This is a genomic window from Streptomyces violascens, from assembly GCF_014649955.1.
Taxonomy (GTDB): domain Bacteria; phylum Actinomycetota; class Actinomycetes; order Streptomycetales; family Streptomycetaceae; genus Streptomyces; species Streptomyces violascens.
Genome location: NZ_BMUA01000021.1, coordinates 1 through 18,173 on the forward strand (window position 1 = coordinate 1; position 18,173 = coordinate 18,173).

The following is an 18,173-nucleotide window of genomic DNA, read 5'->3' on the forward strand; positions in this document are numbered from 1 at the left end:
ACCCACCCACCATGCTCCCGAACACGCCCGACCGGAAGACCTAACGGAGTACTACTAGCCGTGGAGTGTCATAGAGCACAGGCCGCCGGCTGGGCCGACCGGTACCCGCCCCGATATAGTGTCAGCATGACGAAAAAGGTGATCTCGGAGGCGGAGGCCATGGCGAGCCTGCGGTCCATCGCCGACGCCCTCGGCGTCCCGCTGGACTACGTGGTCAAGTTCCACCGCCACGGCGACGGCGGTGCGTGGGTGGAGTTCAAGGACGGCGCCGCTCACTACCTGATCGGGGAGCGGGAGAAGGTGTGGACCACGGTCTACACCGACCTCGATGAGTTCCTGTACCGGGTCACCTTCGATGCGGCCAGCAACCTGGGCTCGACCTGGGAGTTGAACAACCGCACCCGTGAGCCCGAGGAGTTCGACACCCGCATCGCCTGGCTGGCCAAGCAGCTCCAGCTAATGAACCGGGTGAACCCGGTCTGGGGCGCACGGTTCCGCGACACGATCGCGGCGGGTGACCACTGCGACGGTGTCCGCGTCGAGGACGTCGACGCCTACCCGCTCGGCTGAACCCCGCGTACACGCGAAGGGGGAGGGAACCGGTACTGGTTCCCTCCCCCTCCCTTTTGCGCCTAACTCAGGCCGTAGGCCCGGGTGTTACTGCTGCGGCACCTCGACGAGGTAGCCGTCCTGCTTCAGCCGCTCGACGTTGGCCTTGCCGGGCAGGAGGTACTGCGTGCCGCCGCCGGGCTGGTCGAACCACGGAGCGATCTTTCCGGCCTTGATGTCGCCGTACTTGGCGACCTCGGCCGGGCCCCACGGCTTGACCCACTTGTAGACGTGGTAGCCGGGGCCGGACGCGGACACGTCCGCGCTCACGTTGGACGGCGGCAGCGCACGCTGGCTGTAGGGGGTGCCGTCCTTGGGGGCGAGGAACCCGCCGCCCTCGACCTTCCCGGCCGCCTTGTCGAACCTGCCCGGCGAACCGAAGCGGTCCATCAGCTCGCCGACCTTCGGGAAGTACGCGGTGGCCGCGCCCTCGAACCCGTCGAAGTACGGGTAGCTGAACCAGTTGTCCTTGGTGTTCCAGAAGCGGTGGAACCACTCCTCGATGGTCAGGTTGCCCGTCGGCTTGTAGCCCTCCATGAGCTTCTTCGCCTCGGGCGTCATCTTCGCCGTGATCGACGGCATGTCCGCAACCTGCTTGAACGCGAACGACAGACCACCGGTGTTGTCGGCCTTGACCGCGCCCTCGATGATCGTTGCCAGCGCCTTGTTGTAGGCGTTGGAGGCAATGCCGTCGGAGAGGTCCTTCAGGCCCGCCTTGGCCTTGTTGATCTGCTCGGCGGTGAACTTCAGCTCGACCAGCGGGTCAGAGGTGACCTTCGCGGAGGTGCCGATCTTGCCCATGGTGACCATGGCACCGAGCTGCATGCCGGTGTCGGCGCACTGATCGGCGGTGGCCCGGGCGATCGGCGGGGCCGCGACGACGGGCGGCTGGCCGGACGTGTCACCGGAGACACACTGCATGAAGATCTTCGGCATGTCGCCGAGGGTCTGGCTGATGAACTTGTCCCAGCCGTCGGTGATCCGGTTGTACTCGCGGCTGAACTCCTCGGACTGGGCCTCGGAGGAGAACGCGATCCAGCGGATGTCCTTCGGGTCGCACTTGGAGCCGACGTTGCCCGCGACGTTCGGGGTGGTGCAGTAGAACCTGTCGACGCTCAGCACGTAGTCAAGGCGGAACTTCTGCGTGCAGTGCAGAAGGTCCACGCCCTTGCTGTCGCAGCCGCCGACGGCCGTGACGGTCGGGTTGCTCTTCGGGCTGCGGTCGTCGTAGACGCGGGCGCCCATGAACTCGCGCGGGACACCGTAGTAGCCGTTGTCGGGCACGGCGATGTGGTCCATGGCGAGCTGCTTGACGGCCCAGGCGGCGCCGCCGTCGTTTCCGGCGACTTCACCGCCATCGAGGCCGTGGGCCCTGGTGTCGGCGATCTTCTTCTGCTCGGCGTCGTAGGCGGCCAGCGACTTCTTCGCCAGCTCCTGCCACTTCGACTTCACGTCCGCCGGGATGTCACCGTTGGGGTCGCCCGGCGTGACGGGCGGGTCCACGGGGGTGGCGGACGTCTTGAACTTCGCCCACGGCGACCAGTCCGTCTCGTACGCGGAGCCGTCGTAGGCGCTGGAGCGCACGAGGTAGTTCGTGTTGTTGGTCAGCTTGCCCGGGTCGACCTTCACCGAGGCGGCCTGACCGGCGGCGACGTAGCCGGAGACCAGCACGTCGTACTTGTTGGCATCGGTCAGGTTGACCTTCTTGACGGGCTTCCACGCCGCGTCGGCGGTCCATACCTCGAAGGTGGAGGTCGTCTTGTCCTTGTCGGCGTCAACGACCGTGTTGCGCAAGGTCGGGGTCACGGTGTCGGTGACCCACACCCCGGACGTCTGCTTGAAGGGCGGGCCGACCTCGGGGGCCTGGGGCGTATTGGGTGCCTGGTTGGCGGCTGCGGCGCCCGGCGCGCGGTACGCCTGGGGCGCCGGCTCGCCGTGCACATGAGGCGGCGTCGCCGAGGGCCGCTCGCCGACGGGGGCGGCAGCCGGCGTCCGTTCGTCACCGGCGGCGGCGGTCGCCACTCCGGAGCCGAGAGCCATGACCATGGCCGTTGTCACGGCGACGGATGCTCGTCTCATTCCGGAGGCGGGTATCGAATGTTTGAAACGACCGAGATGGTTCACACAAATCCGTTCATATGTACTCATGCGTGACACCTGCGCATCACGCGGCACGTGACAGTAACCATTGGTCCAGACCAATGCAGTGACCGCGCTCACATGGGTGGAAAGTCAACTACGCCCGTATTTGGAGGTATTGCTGATCCTTTGCCCTCCAGGCACGAGCCGCGGAGGCCCAAGCAATCCGACTCCACTACCTCCAGCCACCTTCGAACCACGCCTGAATGCGCAGCCATCCCCGAACTCGCCGATGGCCGCCAGTGCACGGCGCCGGTCGATCGCCCGCTCCGGATCGTCCAGGAGCTGCGTGAGGAAGTCGGCCCCGGCGCCCGCCAGGGCCATGGCAGCCAACCGCGGCAGGGACTGCGACGGGATCTCACCGGCTCCCGTGCCCGCGTCCTCGCCGAGCTCCGCCTCGGACAAAACCCGCGGCCGCGGCCGCGCACCGCGCGGCGACGGTCTGCCAGCGACGGGCAACCTCGCGGTACCCAGGAGCTGCCCTGACGGATCGCCATGCGTCGAACAAGGTCTGCGAGCTTCCCCACCACGTGCCGGGCTGCTTTCGCGGGCGTCCAGGGGGCGTTCTCCAGCGTCCAGTTCGCGGCCCGCCGGTTCGCGATCCGCGCCACAAGCCGCGGCCGCACCGCCACGGCGGAGACTGCCGCCTCCCCTTCGGGCCTCGGGGACTCCACCGGCCTCTTCGGCGGAGGCGGGGACTTCGGCGGAAAGTCGGGACAATGCCCGTCCCCGGCATCCAGCGGCACTGCCACAACTGCCCCCCACACACGGGCATTCCACGGCCCGACGGGGCCCATGGTGCCCAGCCGAGACCTGCCCCCGGACACCAAGAGAGCAAACGCATCCAGCCGCATCAGGACCCGCACCTCCCCGCAGTCGACCCAGCCCACGTGGGAATGGCCTGCCTGCCAGAGGTGGTCGCCAGGCAGCGGACTCGGGTGACGGTCAGGTTCCCGGCCTCGGCTGGCTGGGCGGGAAAGGCGGATTCCTGTCCGGCACCAGCCCACTCGGCTGCCGTCCCGGCTGCTGCGACGGCAGCCGAGCCGGAGGCTCACGTACATAGACAATCACCGACGCATCGCAACGGCGCACAACACCCGCAACTCGGATCCCGCGCACCCGTGTTGAAGACACATCGCGCGCCGACGTCTTGGAGTACACAGCTTCGGGGTAACGGGCGCGGCGCCGACGCCGATCTCGTACTCTCCCACGAGATTGCCCGCCTGCTGCTGCCCGAGGACGCGCCGCTGGTCGCGGCGGTGGACGACACCCCTGCTCAAGTGGTCCGGGAAGAAGGTGTTCGGGGCGTTCTGGCAGCACGAAGGGGCCGCCCGGGGGCCACGTCCCGTCGGGCGGGGCACCTGCTTTGTCGTTCTGGGCCTGCTCGTGGGTCTCCCCTTCCTGTCCCGTCCGGTGTGCCTGCCGGTGATGGCCCGGCTCTGGCGGCCCGGCACCGGGAAGCCCAAGGTGGAGCTGGCCGCTGCGACGGTCCGGACGCTGTCGTCCTGCCACTCGCATCGCACACTGCATGTGGTCGCGGACGCGCCTACCACGGCAAGTCCCTGTAACACCTCCCGGCGAACATCACGTTCACCACCCGCCTGCGCAAGAGTGCCGTCCTCTACGGTCTCGCGCCGCCCAGGACCGGACGCCGCGGCCGGCCCAGTTTGAAGGGCGACTGCCTGGGCACCGCCGCCGACCTCGCCGCCCAACTGTCCTGGCACCCGGCCGCAGTGGACCGTTACCACCGCCGCGACACCGTGACGATCGCCGAGCGGTGCTGTCTGTGGTAGGGCTCGCTGCACACCCAGACCGTCCGCGTCCTGCTCCTGCGGGAGACCGGCAGACACGCTGGCAAGCCACTGCTGGTCCTGGCCACCACCGACCTCGACACTCTCGCCACAGCACTGGTGACCCGGTACGCGTGGCGCTGGTCGATCGAGTGCACCTTCGCGGAAGCACGCGAACATCTCGGTGCGGGCCAGGCTCAGTCCCGTACCCGCCGTGCGGTCCAGCGGACCGTTCCCTTCGCCCTGTCGTGCTACACGGTCACCGTCGTCTGGTAGACGCTGCTCGGCCACCACCCCTACGACGCCGCCGAGCGACGCCGACGTCACCGTGGGACATGACCAGGGCCGAGCCCTCCTTCGCGGACACGACCGCCAAACTCCGCCGCGTCAGCATCGCGGCCCGGTTTCCGCGACCGACCAGCTCAGCCCACCGCCGACGAAATCCGTACTGTCCAGCACGCCTGGGCCACAGCCAGCGCCGACACCTCCGGATGACCTACGAGAACGACGATCAGCCAATCCGCTCCGACAGCTCGACGATGAGTCCTTCCGGGCCACGGACATAACAGAGCCGATAGTTGTCCTTGTAGGACTCCAGCTCGCCGACGAGTTCTCCGCCACGGCCTCGCAGGCCGGCGACCACGGCGTCAATGTCTTCGACGGCGAACGCGACATGGCGCATGCCCAGTGTGTTCGCCGACGGATTCAGGTTGCCCCCCGAGCCTGTCGGCGCGTGGTACTTCGTCAGCTCAAGCCGTCCGTGGCCGTCCGGGGTCTGCACGACCGCGAAGTCGGCCCTGACACCTTCGAGACCCACGACGCGGTCCACCCAGCCGCCCTCCACCGACCCCTCGCGTTGCACCTCAAGCCCGAGCCCGACGAAGAACGCCACTGCGGCAGCGAGATCGTCGACGACGATACCTACATGGTCCATCCGCTGGATTGTCATGCGCTCGATCGTAGGGCCCTGCCGTCGAGCCACTGAAGCCCACCAACTCCCCGAAATTTACAGCTGACTTGGCCAACCGTGGGCTGCCCCCGAGACCTCGACGGAAGTCTGCGAAAACAGCGAAAGCGGAGGGGTGTGCCTCACTCCTCGGGATTGATGGTCATGCCGGTGTGAACGAGGATCTGGATCAAATTCCGTGGGGGCGATCACTGTGATTCTGGGGCCGTGAACCGCCGTAGTCGGGGACGGTGGTGGGGTGTGACGGACTCTTCAAGTGCTGCTTCCGCAACTCAATGCGGTGCTGGTGGAGCGGGCGTTCGCGCAAGGCGGCGTGGTGCACATCGTGGCGAGAACCCGGGACCGCCTGGTGTCCTGCCCCGGCTGCGGAGCGTCCTCGCGGTGTGAGCACAGCTGCTACCAGCGGCGTCTTTGGCTGATACGCCGGTAGGCGATCAGCCGGTGCGCATCGAGCTGACGGTGCGGCGGCTGTACTGCGGCAATGCGCAGCGCCCACGCCGCACGATTGTCGAGCAGGTGCCGGGCCTGACCTTTCGCTACGGCAGGCGGACTCCAGCGTCCCGCAGGATCTTGGAGTGCGTGGGAGTTGTGCTGGGTGGCCGGGTCGGCGCTCACCTGGCCGCGGTGCTGCACAGCCCGATCGGTCGCGCGACGTTGTTGCGGCTGGTGATGGCGCTGCCGGACCCGCCCTGGACGATGCCGAAAGTGCTGGGCGTCGACGACTTCGCCACCCGCCGCGGGCAGCACCATGGCACCGTCTTCATCAACTGCGAGACCGGCCAGCCTTTTGATCTGCTCGCGGACCGGGATGCCGAGACGCTGGCCATCTGGCTGCGGGCTCATCCGAGGTCTGAGGTCATTTGCCGGGACCGAGCGGGTTACTACGCGGACGGCGCCCGCACTGGAGCACCCGATGTGGTCCAGGTCGCAGACCCCTTCCACTTGTTGCAGAACCTCGGCTTGTTGCAGAACTCGGCACTGCGGTGGAACGCTGCGTCCGTGGGCACAACACCTGCCTCAAGCCGCCCGAAGCCGATGTGAACGGCATCGTGAACATCTCCTTCGCTAAGTCGGAGGACACTGCGCAGGAGATGTCGCCCATCGAAGCCCGGTTGCGCGAGCGGCACGCGATCGTCCACTCCCTCCTTGACCAGGGGCACGGCATCCGGCAGATCGCCCGGGAACTGCACATGGTGGCAACACCGTCCGCCGGGCCGCCCGCGCCGAGATGCCCGAGCAGATGCCCAACGGCCGTCACCAGCCCCGCCCCACCGAGCTCGACCCCTTCAAGGCGCACCTGGAACCGGCGGTGGGCCGAGGGCCAGACCGGCGCCATCCTTCTGCATGCCGCGCCGCCACCGCCGATTCTGCGGGGCTGCCTTCGAAGATCCCGAGTTCGGGTGGCTACGCTGGATCCGCATGCTGGAGGAGGTTGCGATCGGTATGGGTGATGGGCCCGGGCCCGGACGGTCTGAGCAGGAGGAGGCGCTCGGAGCCGGATGGGAGAGGCACCGGCCTGCGGTTTTCGGTGTGGCCTACCGGCTGCTGGGGAGTGTGGCTGATGCCGAGGACGTGACCCAGGATGTGTGGTTGCGGGCGGCCGGAGCGGATCTGCGGGACATCGGTGATCTGCGGGCCTGGCTGGTGACGGTGGCCGCGCGGCGGTCGTACGACATTCTCAAGAGTGCCCGTTTCCGTCGGGAGAGCTATGTCGGGCCATGGCTGCCGGAGCCGCTGCTGACAGGGCCGGACGCGTCGCAGCCGGTACTCGTCGATGAGTCCGTCAGCTCGGCGATGCTGCTGATCATGGAAGAGCTGAGCCCGCCGGAGCGGGTGGCTTTCGTCCTGCACGATGTCTTCGGTCTTGAGTTCGGCAAGATCGCCGAAGTGCTGGACGTCTCCGTGCCGGGCGCCCGGCAGCTCGCCTCGCGGGCGCGACGGCGGGTGGCCAAGGCGAAACAGTCCATGCCGCAGGCATCGAAGGCGGAGCGCCAACGCGTCCTCGCGGTTTTCCGCGCCGCGTACGAGGCCGGGGACCTGGCCGGCTTGGTCAGGCTCCTGCACCCGGACGCCGTCTTCGTCACCGACGGCGGCGGCAAGGCATTCGCGGCACGCAAGCTCATCCACGGCGGCGAGCGCGTTGCCGAGGTCATGGTGCGTGTGGGACGCCGGTGGCGTCCGGACCGTATCGCCTTCGCTGAAGTCGGCGGGGAGCTCGCCCTGGTGTCCTACCGCGAAGGCCGGGTCCAGTCCGTGGACACGGTCCAGATCACCGACGGTCTGATCACCGCGTACCGCAGGGTCGTCAATCCCGACAAACTCGTGCGCCTCTGAGCTGTCACACCTGGAGGGGCTACCTCGTCTCCCTGGTGAATTGACCGCCTCGCGCCGCGCCACGCGGCACGACCCTGAGGAGCCCGCCATCATGATCACGCCTGCCCCGACCGCTTCTTCCGCCGCTGCCGTCCCGCCGGTCGTCGCCATCGCCCATCACTCGGGCTTCGGCCACACCTCGGTGCTGGCCGAGGCGGTGCGCGAGGGTGCCGCCGACACCGGGGCTACCGTCCACCTGGTCAAGGTCGACGAGATCACCGAGGAGCAGTGGGCGCTGCTCGACACCGCCGACGCGATCGTCTTCGGCTCGCCGACCTACATGGGCACCGCGTCCGGCGCCTTCCACATCTTCGCCGAGGCCACCTCGAAGCGCTGGGCGACCCGCGCCTGGCAGGACAAGCTGGCAGCGGGCTTCACCAACTCCGGTTCAAAGAGCGGCGACAAGCTGCACACCCTGCAGTTCTTCTCCGTGCTGGCAGCCCAGCACGGAATGCACTGGATCAACCTCGGGCTGCCGTCCGGCTGGCACTCCACCACCGCCTCCGAGAACGACCTCAACCGCCTCGGCTTCTACCTGGGCGCCGGCGCGCAGACCGACACCGACCGGGGCCCGGACGGCGTCCACAAGGCCGACATAGCCACCGCCGAACACCTCGGCCGGCGCGTCGCCGCCCAGGCCGCGGTGTACGCCGCCGGTCGCGCCGCGGTCGCCGCCTGATCCGCCTCCCACGAATGCCGGGCGCCCTGCGTGCCCGGCCCGCGCGTGCCGCCCGTACAGCTGGCGTCACGCGGCCCGGACGAGTTCGCCGGGCCGTGGTGGGGCGGCGCTGGGGCAGCGGCGGGTCATCAGCGTGATGACGGCCGTGTTGAGCATCGCTTCCGCGTGTGCGGGAGGCACTCGTAGTCTCTGACCAGGCACCGGGTGGGCATCCACCGGCTTTCCACGATCCACCGCCGCGGCAGCAGGACGAAGCCTTTCGCGTTCTTGGGAATGCTCGTCTTCGCCGCCATGGCCCTGCCCGCCTGGGTCAGCGCCGTACACCGCCAATGACCCACCCCGCCCCGTCGTTCTTACCGAAGCAGCGACCCGCGGCGCCGGCCAGGGCACCGCGACAGTCGACGAACACCGCATGGCAGGCTCCCGGTCCATGGACCCCGGCAGATTCCGCGTGACCACCCAGTTCCGCCCCGACGGCGCGGGCACGGAGGGCTATTGGAATGACGGGGAGGTGGCCGAGGACAAGCTCCTCGGCCAGGACGGCATCCACGGCTCCGGTGACACGGTGATCCGCGCGGCCGAGGAAGCCGTCGACGGCCGGTACGTGGTCATCCAGTCCTGGTCGCAGCAGACCGGCATGGTCCAGGGAGACATCGCCCAATCCCTCGTCCGCGCGTCGCCCGAGGGCTGAAGGACGCGCGTTCCGGTCGGCCCGGGCACTGCGGCTGCTCGGGTCGCCTCGTGGTCCGGCCCGCCAAGACGGGGGAACCTGACGGGCCGGAGCCGTCACCATGCCACACCGCACGCCTGTGGATTGCCTCCGTGCAGCAGACATGGCCGAAAGAAGTACCCGGTCCGGATGACCCGGAACACAAGGAAACTCCCCCACCCTCACAGAACTTTCACAAAAAGCCGCTGTCATGGAACGGTCATAATTCCGTCATGGGACGCTCATAGAAGGCGGCCAACCGCTTGGCACCTCTGGTTCATCTTCCCCGGCAACACAGATATCCAGGGGATTGGCCAGAGCGTGGGCAAGAGGCAGCAGCAGAAGAACCGAGAAAAGCGGGCGAAACGTGACGCGCGCCGCAAGCGGTTCGTCGACTATCCGCGCATGGGCAGGCGCGGTCTGCGCCGCTGGCTGCCGTCGTGGCGGCTGGTGCTGTGCACGGTCATCCTCGGCCTGGGCGGTCTGACCGGCCTGTTCGCCTGGGCGTATGCGAGTGTCGACATCCCTGACGAGAACGCCGCCGCCATCCAGGAGGCCAACACGTACTACTGGGCGGACGGCACCCAGATGGTCAGCCTGGGCAAGGTGAACCGCAATGTCGTCCACCTCTCGGACGTGCCGAATTCCGTACAGAACGCGGTGATAGCCGCCGAGAACGAGAGTTTCTACAGCGATCCCGGAGTCTCTCTCAGCGGAATTCTCCGGGCCGCCGTCAGTACGGTGGAGGGAGAGGAGACACAGGGCGGTTCCACCATCACCCAGCAATACGTGAAGAACACATATCTCTCCCAGGAGCAGACCGTCACCCGAAAAGCAAAGGAGTTCATCATTTCGCTCAAGGTCGATCAGACCAAGAGCAAGCGAGATATTCTCCAGGGCTACCTCAACACCAGCTGGTTCGGCCGCGGCGCGTACGGGATCGAGTCCGCCGCGCTCGCGTACTACGGCATTCCGGCGAGGCAGCTCGACCCGAGCCAGGGGGCCGCGCTGGCCGCCCTGCTAAAGGGCGCCGAGCTCTACGACCCGGCGACGAGCAGCGCCAACCACGAGCGCGCGAAGGACCGCTGGACGTGGATCCTCGACCGTGAGGTCGAAGCCGGGCTGATGTCGCAGCAGGAGCGCGACAGCTACCGGAACTTTCCGGAGCCGCACAAGCAGTCCAAGTCGACGAGCCTCGCGGGCCAGACCGGCTATCTCGTCGATGTCGCCAACAAATACATCAAGGCGCGTTCCATGATCACCGACCAGGATCTGGCACACGGCGGCTATCGAATACACACCACGTTCGACAAGAAACAGGTGGAGCGGCTCACCGCGTCCGTCGAGTCCGTCCTGGCCAAGGACATCGATCCGAAGCACCGGGAGGCCGACCAGAACGTCCAGGTCGGCGCCGCCTCCGTACGCCATTCTGACGGCGCGGTCCTGGCGCTCTACGGCGGACCCGACGCGACGAAGCAGTTCACCAACAACGCCGACACTTCTGGCGTGCCGGCCGGCTCGGCCTTCAAACCGTTCGTCCTCGCGGCGGCTCTTCAGCGCGGCACGCAGACGAAGGACGGCGACCGGACGTCCGTGCACTCCGGGGACTTCTACGGCAACGGCGGCAAGCTCCAGAGCCCGTCGGCGACGGACGCGCCGGACAACTCCCACCCGAGCCTGCGCCAGGCCCTGGCGGAGGGCGGCAACGCCACGTACGTCCGCCTCGGCAAGGAGGTGGGCCTGGAGGAGGTCAAGGACATCGCGATCCGCTCGGGCCTGCTCGAGAACAGCATGGCCCCGCTGGAGGACACCTTCTCCGTCGGCACGTCCACGCCCAGCGCGATACGCATGGCGGGCGCGTACGGCACGCTGGCCAACCACGGCCTCCGGAACGACCCCTACTCGGTGACCAAGCTCCTCAAGGACGACGAGCCGGTGGGCGGCTTCGAGAGCCGTACCAAGGCCCAGCGCGCCCTGCCCCGAGAAGTCGCCGACGAGGTGAGTGACGCCCTGCGCGAAGCAGGGAGCAAGGCACTCGGCAAGGACACCGGCCGTGCCGTCGGCGCACCCGTCGCGGCGGGCCGCACCGGCGACCAGGACCGCCTGAAATCGGCCTGGTTCGTGGGCTGGGCGAAGAACACCTCCACCGCCGTGACCATGTTCCGCATGAAGCCCGAGAACGGCCAGCTGCTGCCGATGTCGGACGTGGGCGGTGACACACACCGCGGGAATGCCTTCCCGGCGAAGATCTGGGCGGACTACATGGACGTGAACCCGCACGGCTGAACGTCCACCAAGCCAAACGGCGACGGCTGGGCCGAGCCGGCCGAGGTGCGGGAGCTGGAGGCGGACATCCGGCGGCCGCCGTCTTCTGTGTTCCCGCCCAGCAACACATGGACGTGCATCGACACATGGACGTGCGCATCGCTGAGACCGGGCATGGGAACGTGCCCGTCCCCGTCGACCGCCACGGCCTCCGGAGCGGGGACTTCCCTCCCGGCGGCGATCCTGCCATCCGCCACTCACACCGAACGCGGGCTGCTCACCTCGTCGTGAACGCCGTCGAAGACGCGCACAGCGGCAGTCAGGACTGGAAGAACACCACGAAGATCGTGACCGATGGCTTCCACGGCGACGGCCGCGACGACGTCGTCATCACCACCGGCGACGGCCCGCTGCTGCCGTACGGCAACGGCCAGGGCGGCCTGAGCGACGGCATGTCCATGTGTCCCGAGACGAGCTGGAAGAGCGTCCAGGCCATCCTGGGCGGCGACTTCGACGGCAACGGCAGGACCGACCTTGGCAGCCTCTGGAACGACCAGCAGAAGTGACCCCCCAGATGCGGGGAACTGCTGCGAGGACCAACCTCAGCCAGGTACAGCTCCTCCGCACCCGCCCCGGACCATGCCCCTGGCCGCACCCGACCACGCCACCGCACTCGACAAGCCGGTCGGGCAGTGGCCGGCCAACTGCTACGGCAGGAAGAACAGAGAAGCGGATGAGACAGGCCCGGGTGGCGGGCGAGGGGGATTGGCCGCCACCGGTGTTCCTCGCGCGCGACGGAACCGTCCCCGAACACCGGGTTTCCGGGACGGACGGGATGCCGCGCGGCCTGACGGGACAATTGCCGTCAGCTGCCGATCCGCTCAGCGCCCTGGTTCCTCCGGTGCCGTGGGCGGCTCGGTGGGCGTAGGCGCGGCCGGGCGGAGGAGGACGGCCCGGAGCACGGGCGGGGCGAAGAGGGCGGTGACGGGTGTGCAGAGGGTCAGTACGGAACGGAAGGCAGGCCCCACTACGGGGTCGGCGGGGTAGCGCTCCAGGACGCGCTCCAGGTACCAGTCGGCGATGCGGTCCGCGGGCCCGGCGGCTACGGCAGTGCCGACCGCGCCCGGCATCTTGCGGTCCGCTCCGGCGGAGATGTCCCACGCCTGCCGGGACGCCGCGAGGAGTGCCCGCTGCACGCGCCGCGTCGTGGGGATCCGGCGCGGATCGGCCAGTGCGTCGCGCAGGGCGACCGCGCTCATCGCGGCGACGGCCATGCCCTGTCCGTAGATCGGGTTGAACGAGCACAGTGCGTCGCCGGTGGCAAGGAATCCGGCCGGGTGGCGGCCGGGCAGGTCGTAGCGGCGGCGGATGTTCGCGGTCCGCCGGTAGCCGAACGCCGAGGAGAGCGGTTCGGCCTCGTCCAGCCACTGGTGCAGGAGCGGATGCGGCAGCCTCTTCTTGGCGTACGCCACGAACTCGTCGTCGTCTGTGGACGGTTCGTCATCGTGTAGCCCCGAGACGATGACCAGATGGGTGCCGTCCTCCAGCGGCAGCGCACCACCGCCGTGGACCTGGGCTCGGCTGGGGTAGACGTAGTAGCCGCAGGTGTCGCCGTCGAGGACACCGCTCCTGCCGCGGTAGAGGCGGGAGGCATACGCGAGACCCGTGTCGATGGTCTCCTCGTGCGGGGCCTCGGCCCCGATCGCCGTGAGCCACTGGGGGGCCTTCGTACCGCCGCCGGAGGCGTCGACGACCAGGTCGGCCTCAAGGGCACGCCGCTCCCCTCGGGCGTCGCCGGAGCGGTCCCGCAGCAGCACGCCCCGCACGCGCGAGGCGTCTCCGAGGAGCCCGACGGCATCGGTCCCCTCCACCGCGCTGATCACCGGGTTGGCGAGGACGCGCCGCCGCACCAACTCCTCGAGTTGCGCGCGGGAACCGGTGTAGATGTGCGTCGTCGCGGGCAGCCGCCGGAACCAGCGCCCGTCCTGACTCTGCACCATGTCCGACGGCAGACCCACGCGCGGTGCCCCCGCGGCCCGCAGCTCCGCCAGGAAACCCGGCAGCAGCGACTCCAGGGCCACCTGCCCGCCCTCCAGCAGGACATGCGGATGCCGGCCCTGCGATACGCCGGGCCGTGGCCTCGTACCGTCCGGGAAACGGTCGCGCTCGACGACGGTCACCCGGTCGGCATACCCGGCGAGGACATGCGCCGCGAGCAGCCCCGCGAGGCTCCCGCCCACGACGACCGCATGCCGTGCGCCCCGCCTGCCGCCCGCACCCCAACGACTCCTCTTCCCCGCAGAATTCACCGATGCGCTCCCCTGGTCGCCGCGTCGTCAGAAGACACCAGTATCCCGTGCCCGGCACTGGGTCGCAGCTGGATGGAACTCGTCCGCCGCGAGGCCGAGTTGTGCACCAGGTCCTGACCGGACGCGAGGAGAAGAACAGCGTGGCGATCGCGTCAAACGAGTCGTTCTCGGGGTTCGACCAGATCATGCCCAAGGCCCTGGCCACCGCCACCGTCGACCGGCTCCTCCACCACGCTCACGTCGGGGTCACAGGGTGAATCGTTCCGGCTCACCGAGGCCACCACCGGGGAAGGGAGTGATGCCATTGAGGTGAACGAGTCCTCAGAGCGGCGGGGAGCTGTCTGACCGCAACCCGGGCCGGACCCGGCACCATGACACAGCGCGCGCCCCGGCGCCGCCACGATGCAGCCGGCGTGACTGAAACGCTATTCCGTCGCGTGGCAGGCTCTTGGCCTATGAATCCCGGTAGATTCCGCGTGACAACCCAATTCCAGCCGAAGGCCCCGACACGGAGGGCTATGGGAATGACCGAGAGGTGACCGAGGACAAGTTCCTCGGCCAAGTCGGTTTCTAGGCTCCGGCAACACAGCAACCCGGCTGCCGTCGAAAGCCGCTACGTGGTCATCAAGTCCTGGTCGCAGCAGACCGGCATGGTCGCGGGAAATGCGGCCCAAGCCGTGTATCGAAGGCATGGACGGGCCGGACGATGTGATGTCCAGGTCCGGCCCGTCCGTCCGCCGCTAAAGTTCGAGTTGGTACTGGTGTGTCGTGTGCGTCGGCGTGTAGCCGAGACTGTCGTTGATCTGTCTCATGTGCGTGTTGCTGTCGGCGGTGTCAGTCAGGAGGCCGCCGAGGTCTGGATAGCGCCCATGGGCGTGTCGGATCGACTCGGCCTTCATCCATCGGCCGAGGCTGTGTCCACGGTGCTCGGGCAGCACGCCGGTGCCGTAGTGCTGGCCATCACCTCTGCCGTTGCTGGGGACGACCAGCTCGGTGAACCCGGCGATCGAGTCGTCGGAGGTGTCGACGGCAACGACGGTGTGCAGGTGGTCGCCGCGCTGTTCGACGGCTTTCGCCGCGGCCCGGACACGGTCCACGTCCCAGGTCACCGTGCCGTAGTCGGTGTCGTCCATGGGCATGTCGTCCATGGCGCGACGCGAGTCGGTGAACGTCTCGGCGAGGCCGTCGGGCACAGTTCCGTGCCATGACATCAGCCGGTAGCCGGGATGCGGGCGCTCGATGATTTCGGCGAGGGCGGTGGTGTCCACATCGGCCAGTGGCAAGCGGGAGAACCTCAGGGCGAGGACCTTCCTGAAACCGTGCGACGGCAGGAAGTGGTCGCCTGGCGATCCGGCCTCGGCCTGCGCGATGACGCATCGTCGGGCATCGGCCCGGGCAGCGGCCACGGCGGCATTGAGGAGCTGCGAGCCGACGTGCTGGCGTCGTTCCGCGGGATGGACACCGAGGGTCAGTTCGGCCAGGTGCTCCTGTCCGGGACTGTTGAACAGGCGCAGAAAGGCGGTTCCGATGGGGATGGAATCAGCGTCGGACGCCAGCCATGCAAGACGCCGGCTGTTCGCGCCGTGAACGGGGTCGGTCAGTGGGGTGATGCGAGACGACAAGGTGTCTCCGTCGTGAGGAAGTGGCCAAGGTCAATACGCGGACTCAACTGCTGGGCACTCCTGCGCATGTGCTCCACACCTCCTCGTCGACAGCACCGGTCCCGAACAACATCGGACGGCTGGGAGAACCTAGCTGGCCCATCGGCTCCTCGGCAAAGGGTTAACGAAAGACCAGGTACAGACCCTGCGGTCACAGCCACTCCGTGTCGTGGAAGAACCAGGGCCCGAAGGGCCGAGGGAACCTCAGACTGGACTCTGCCGACGCCACAGAGGGTGTCGTACAGAAGTAGTCGGCGCCCTGCAGCCCCATCGCCAACCCCTTGACCACGCAAGGTCAGACCCCCTGCCCGCGAAGTCCAGCCCGGGCTCTGGGGGCAAGTCGTAAGGCAGGTTGGGAGGCAACTTGGTGAGCAAGTTGTGGGGCGAGTTGCAGGGCAACCCGCCGCGAGCCAGCCCACGCCCTCCAACCCGTGCTCGCACACCTTGAGGACGACTTTCCCGGCCGGGTCGACTCCCCGCGACCGGAGCCGGGATCGAGCACCAGGAACACAACGAGCCGCCACGGCCCACGATCCCGGCGGCCCGAGCGCAAGCAGTTCCTGGACGACGCCGCCGAGCCCGGCCGCTGCCCGGCTGCCCGCCCGGGGAGACTCAACCTCTCGCTACGGTCCGCGTAGAGGAGAGGAGGTGTCGGCGCCCGCGGGCCCTGCACTGCAGCACTGACCCACGCAGGTCACAGCCTCGCCAGCGCTGTTCTCGCCCGGCGCTCCAAACAACCTGTACTGCAACCGGCCCCGCCACTCATACGGCACCCTGCACGGCGACCTGTACAGCAACCGGCCCGACTGCCCAGAGGGAAGGCGAAAGCCCCTCCTCCCCCATAGCGAGGGAGGTGTCAGCACACCTGCACCGCTTACCCCCACGGCCCGACCGGCGACTATCCGAGCCCGCGCCCCGGGACGCCGGTACCCAGGCCGGTACTCACGCTGGCACCTACGCCGGTACCGGCCCAGACGGGCAGCCCGCCTCCACCGCCAGGCCGCACGCGAGGCCCAGGAGGAAAAAGGGTTCGGCTCTCCTGAGGTGAGGCGGACCACCGGTGTGCGGTGCTGCCGGGGTGGTGGGTCGGGTCGTCGTGTTCGTCGGAGGAGACCCTGGACACCGACTCCATGTCGGTGTCCGGGTCCGAGTAGTACGCCGCCTGGGGCGCGGTCACTGGGTGGGCGGCGTGGCTGCCGCGGGCCGAACCAGGGCCTGCGGGCCGGTCGTTGAGCACATGGCCGTTGCTGTTGGCCTTTGCCAGCAGCTCTTCCAGGGCTCCCACCAGGTGCGACATCCGTGCAGTCCGCCACATCGTCGGGAAGAGCGCCATCGACCACGGCTTGGCACCACAGGGCCTGGGAGATGTAGGAGTCGGGGTAATCGGTGCCCCAGGAGCCGTTGGTCGCCACCTCGACCCGGATGCCGTAGCAGAGCGTGGACATGTCTGTGCCCAGGTCGTGGAGGGCCTGGTAGATCCGGACCAAGACGGTCAGGGCGTCCTTGACCCGGTTGTCGAGGTTCTTGCGGGCGCCGTTCGCCAGCGAGGTCAGGATGGTCGGATTGGCGGCCTGCTGGCCGGATCCGCCGACGCCTCCGTTGAGCAGATGCCCGGCGACGAAGTACGCCTGCGGGTAGCGCTGTCGCGCATGGTCAATGGCTTGCGGCAGGCGCGGGTTGGCCGGACTGTCGGCGTTCCTGGTTGGCTCCGGGGCCCAGGACCGGCCGGGAGTGCCCGCCCCCGGCCGCGCCGATCGGCGCCGGACTGTAGCAGGGGTCCTCGAAGTGGACCGGAAGCGCCAGCGGCGCCCGGCGGGAAAACTTGAGGCGAGTCCCGCGTGGACATTTTCACGTGAGCCACCATCGAGGACGACGTGGATGTCGCTCACCCCGGAGTTCACACGAACGCACCGAGCGTGTCCCTGCCCGTACGACGCCGCTGCCGTCGATCATGGCCTCGTTTCGCAGGAAATCCATATGAACCAGTCGAAAGGACAGTCATGTCGCGACGGATCCTGAGGCCGACCCGCGCCCAGGTCGCAGAGGTGCTCGCCGCATCGGTGCTCGCCGTGAGCCTGCTCGCCCCGTCGGCTTCCGCGGACCCGCCTCCACCCGGCCCGAAAGTCAGCAGCAGCAGCGTCATCGACAGGGTCTGCCGGGAGGCGAACGCCGAGCCCGATGACGGCCCGGCCTTGTCCTGCGAGCGGGACCTCGCACCGCGCCTCTCGCATCTCATCGGCCCCGGGAGCGGGGTCACCTGCCGGAACCAGTCCCCGAACGACATCGTCTGCCGCCGGGAAGGGTGAGGGCCGGCTTTCCCGAGAGCCGGCCACCCAACCCCGACCCCACTGCCGACGACCGGTGAAACTGCACACCGCCCAACCAACCCGCGCAACCAGCACCGGCCGGACGAACACCCCAGACCGGGCCATCAACGAAGCCCGACACTGCGCAGATCCGGCGGACTGAACAAGCCGGTCTGGCTGTGGCGGTCCAAGACCAACGCCCCCAACGTCTGTTGGATCGCTCGGAAGGTGTGTCCGGGACGAAACCACAGCTCCGCAGCCCACAGGCAGCCGATCGATGGACATGGCTGATCGTCGCCGCCCATACGCAGCTCCGCCTCGCCCGCCCCTGGCGGCCGACCTCCGTCGTCCCGGGAAAAGATCCGC

The 18,173-nt window shown here is 68.5% G+C and carries 14 protein-coding genes and 2 pseudogenes; 11 read left to right on the forward strand and 5 right to left on the reverse strand.

Annotated elements, in window-relative coordinates:
- The first annotated feature begins 126 nt into the window (after positions 1-126).
- Complete coding sequence (locus IE206_RS30665) at positions 127-570, forward strand: Imm63 family immunity protein (RefSeq protein ID WP_189967839.1); 444 nt, start codon at positions 127-129, stop codon at positions 568-570.
- Positions 571-657: 87 nt separating this feature from the next.
- Here IE206_RS30665 and IE206_RS42710 read toward each other — a convergent pair whose 3' ends face one another.
- Positions 658-2,688 (reverse strand): TNT domain-containing protein, encoded by a 2,031-nt coding sequence (locus IE206_RS42710; protein WP_229853256.1) that lies wholly within the window; start codon positions 2,686-2,688, stop codon positions 658-660.
- Between the two features lie 1,727 nt (positions 2,689-4,415).
- Between IE206_RS42710 and IE206_RS43255 the strand changes: the two genes are divergently transcribed.
- Together IE206_RS43255 and IE206_RS30675 are read left to right on the forward strand one after the other, a co-directional pair.
- A complete protein-coding gene (locus IE206_RS43255; RefSeq protein ID WP_264198501.1) occupies positions 4,416-4,541 on the forward strand; it encodes a hypothetical protein in 126 nt (41 codons plus the stop codon).
- Between the two features lie 117 nt (positions 4,542-4,658).
- Positions 4,659-4,814, forward strand: a complete 156-nt coding sequence (locus IE206_RS30675) for a hypothetical protein (protein WP_373301007.1) — start codon at positions 4,659-4,661, stop codon at positions 4,812-4,814.
- Between the two features lie 235 nt (positions 4,815-5,049).
- On the opposite strand, the gene IE206_RS30680 is transcribed toward IE206_RS30675, so the two are convergent.
- Positions 5,050-5,487 carry a VOC family protein gene (locus IE206_RS30680; protein WP_189967841.1) on the reverse strand — a complete coding sequence of 146 codons (438 nt, stop codon included), beginning with the start codon at positions 5,485-5,487 and terminating at the stop codon, positions 5,050-5,052.
- Between the two features lie 459 nt (positions 5,488-5,946).
- Here IE206_RS30680 and IE206_RS30685 point away from each other — a divergent pair, with 459 nt between their 5' ends.
- The 3 genes from IE206_RS30685 to IE206_RS30695 all read left to right on the forward strand — a co-directional run bounded on the left by IE206_RS30685 (position 5,947) and on the right by IE206_RS30695 (position 8,557).
- The gene (locus IE206_RS30685) at positions 5,947-6,546 is read left to right on the forward strand and encodes a transposase (RefSeq protein ID WP_189967844.1); all 600 of its coding nucleotides are present in this window, start codon (positions 5,947-5,949) and stop codon (positions 6,544-6,546) included.
- Positions 6,547-6,948: 402 nt separating this feature from the next.
- The gene (gene sigJ, locus IE206_RS30690) at positions 6,949-7,839 is read left to right on the forward strand and encodes an RNA polymerase sigma factor SigJ (RefSeq protein WP_189968063.1); all 891 of its coding nucleotides are present in this window, start codon (positions 6,949-6,951) and stop codon (positions 7,837-7,839) included.
- A 91-nt stretch (positions 7,840-7,930) separates the two neighbouring features.
- A complete protein-coding gene (locus IE206_RS30695; RefSeq protein ID WP_189967845.1) occupies positions 7,931-8,557 on the forward strand; it encodes a flavodoxin family protein in 627 nt (208 codons plus the stop codon).
- Between the two features lie 179 nt (positions 8,558-8,736).
- On the opposite strand, the pseudogene IE206_RS42715 reads toward IE206_RS30695, so the two are convergent.
- Positions 8,737-8,829: pseudogene (locus IE206_RS42715) on the reverse strand (IS5/IS1182 family transposase); the annotation flags it as partial.
- Between the two features lie 140 nt (positions 8,830-8,969).
- On the opposite strand from IE206_RS42715, the gene IE206_RS30700 reads away from it, so the two are divergent.
- The 3 genes from IE206_RS30700 (at position 8,970) to IE206_RS30710 (ending at position 12,097) form a co-directional block, all read left to right on the forward strand.
- The gene (locus IE206_RS30700) at positions 8,970-9,248 is read left to right on the forward strand and encodes a hypothetical protein (RefSeq protein WP_189967846.1); all 279 of its coding nucleotides are present in this window, start codon (positions 8,970-8,972) and stop codon (positions 9,246-9,248) included.
- 339 nt (positions 9,249-9,587) lie between these two features.
- Positions 9,588-11,552 carry a transglycosylase domain-containing protein gene (locus tag IE206_RS30705; protein ID WP_308433964.1) on the forward strand — a complete coding sequence of 655 codons (1,965 nt, stop codon included), beginning with the start codon at positions 9,588-9,590 and terminating at the stop codon, positions 11,550-11,552.
- A gap of 266 nt (positions 11,553-11,818) precedes the next feature.
- Positions 11,819-12,097, forward strand: coding sequence for an FG-GAP repeat domain-containing protein (locus tag IE206_RS30710; protein WP_189967848.1), 279 nt, complete (start codon positions 11,819-11,821; stop codon positions 12,095-12,097).
- Between the two features lie 315 nt (positions 12,098-12,412).
- On the opposite strand, the gene IE206_RS30715 is transcribed toward IE206_RS30710, so the two are convergent.
- Positions 12,413-13,771, reverse strand: coding sequence for an FAD-dependent oxidoreductase (locus tag IE206_RS30715; protein ID WP_189967850.1), 1,359 nt, complete (start codon positions 13,769-13,771; stop codon positions 12,413-12,415).
- A gap of 197 nt (positions 13,772-13,968) precedes the next feature.
- Between IE206_RS30715 and IE206_RS43840 the strand changes: the two are divergent.
- Positions 13,969-14,185, forward strand: a pseudogene (locus IE206_RS43840) (ATP-binding protein); the annotation flags it as partial.
- A 395-nt stretch (positions 14,186-14,580) separates the two neighbouring features.
- Here the strand turns inward: IE206_RS43840 and IE206_RS30725 are convergent.
- Positions 14,581-15,462, reverse strand: coding sequence for a GNAT family N-acetyltransferase (locus IE206_RS30725; protein WP_189967852.1), 882 nt, complete (start codon positions 15,460-15,462; stop codon positions 14,581-14,583).
- A 2,039-nt stretch (positions 15,463-17,501) separates the two neighbouring features.
- Here IE206_RS30725 and IE206_RS30730 point away from each other — a divergent pair.
- Positions 17,502-17,807, forward strand: coding sequence for a hypothetical protein (locus IE206_RS30730; protein WP_189967854.1), 306 nt, complete (start codon positions 17,502-17,504; stop codon positions 17,805-17,807).
- The last annotated feature ends 366 nt before the right edge of the window (positions 17,808-18,173 follow it).

Bases quoted from the DNA above. Each gene is read 5' to 3' on its own strand.
- IE206_RS30665 (WP_189967839.1), top strand. From the start codon at position 127: ATGACGAAAAAGGTGATCTCGGAGGCGGAGGCCATGGCGAGCCTGCGG.
- IE206_RS42710 (WP_229853256.1), bottom strand. From the start codon at position 2,688: ATGAGACGAGCATCCGTCGCCGTGACAACGGCCATGGTCATGGCTCTC.
- IE206_RS30680 (WP_189967841.1), bottom strand. From the start codon at position 5,487: ATGACAATCCAGCGGATGGACCATGTAGGTATCGTCGTCGACGATCTC.
- sigJ (WP_189968063.1), top strand. From the start codon at position 6,949: ATGGGTGATGGGCCCGGGCCCGGACGGTCTGAGCAGGAGGAGGCGCTC.
- IE206_RS30695 (WP_189967845.1), top strand. From the start codon at position 7,931: ATGATCACGCCTGCCCCGACCGCTTCTTCCGCCGCTGCCGTCCCGCCG.
- IE206_RS30700 (WP_189967846.1), top strand. From the start codon at position 8,970: ATGGCAGGCTCCCGGTCCATGGACCCCGGCAGATTCCGCGTGACCACC.
- IE206_RS30730 (WP_189967854.1), top strand. From the start codon at position 17,502: ATGTCGCGACGGATCCTGAGGCCGACCCGCGCCCAGGTCGCAGAGGTG.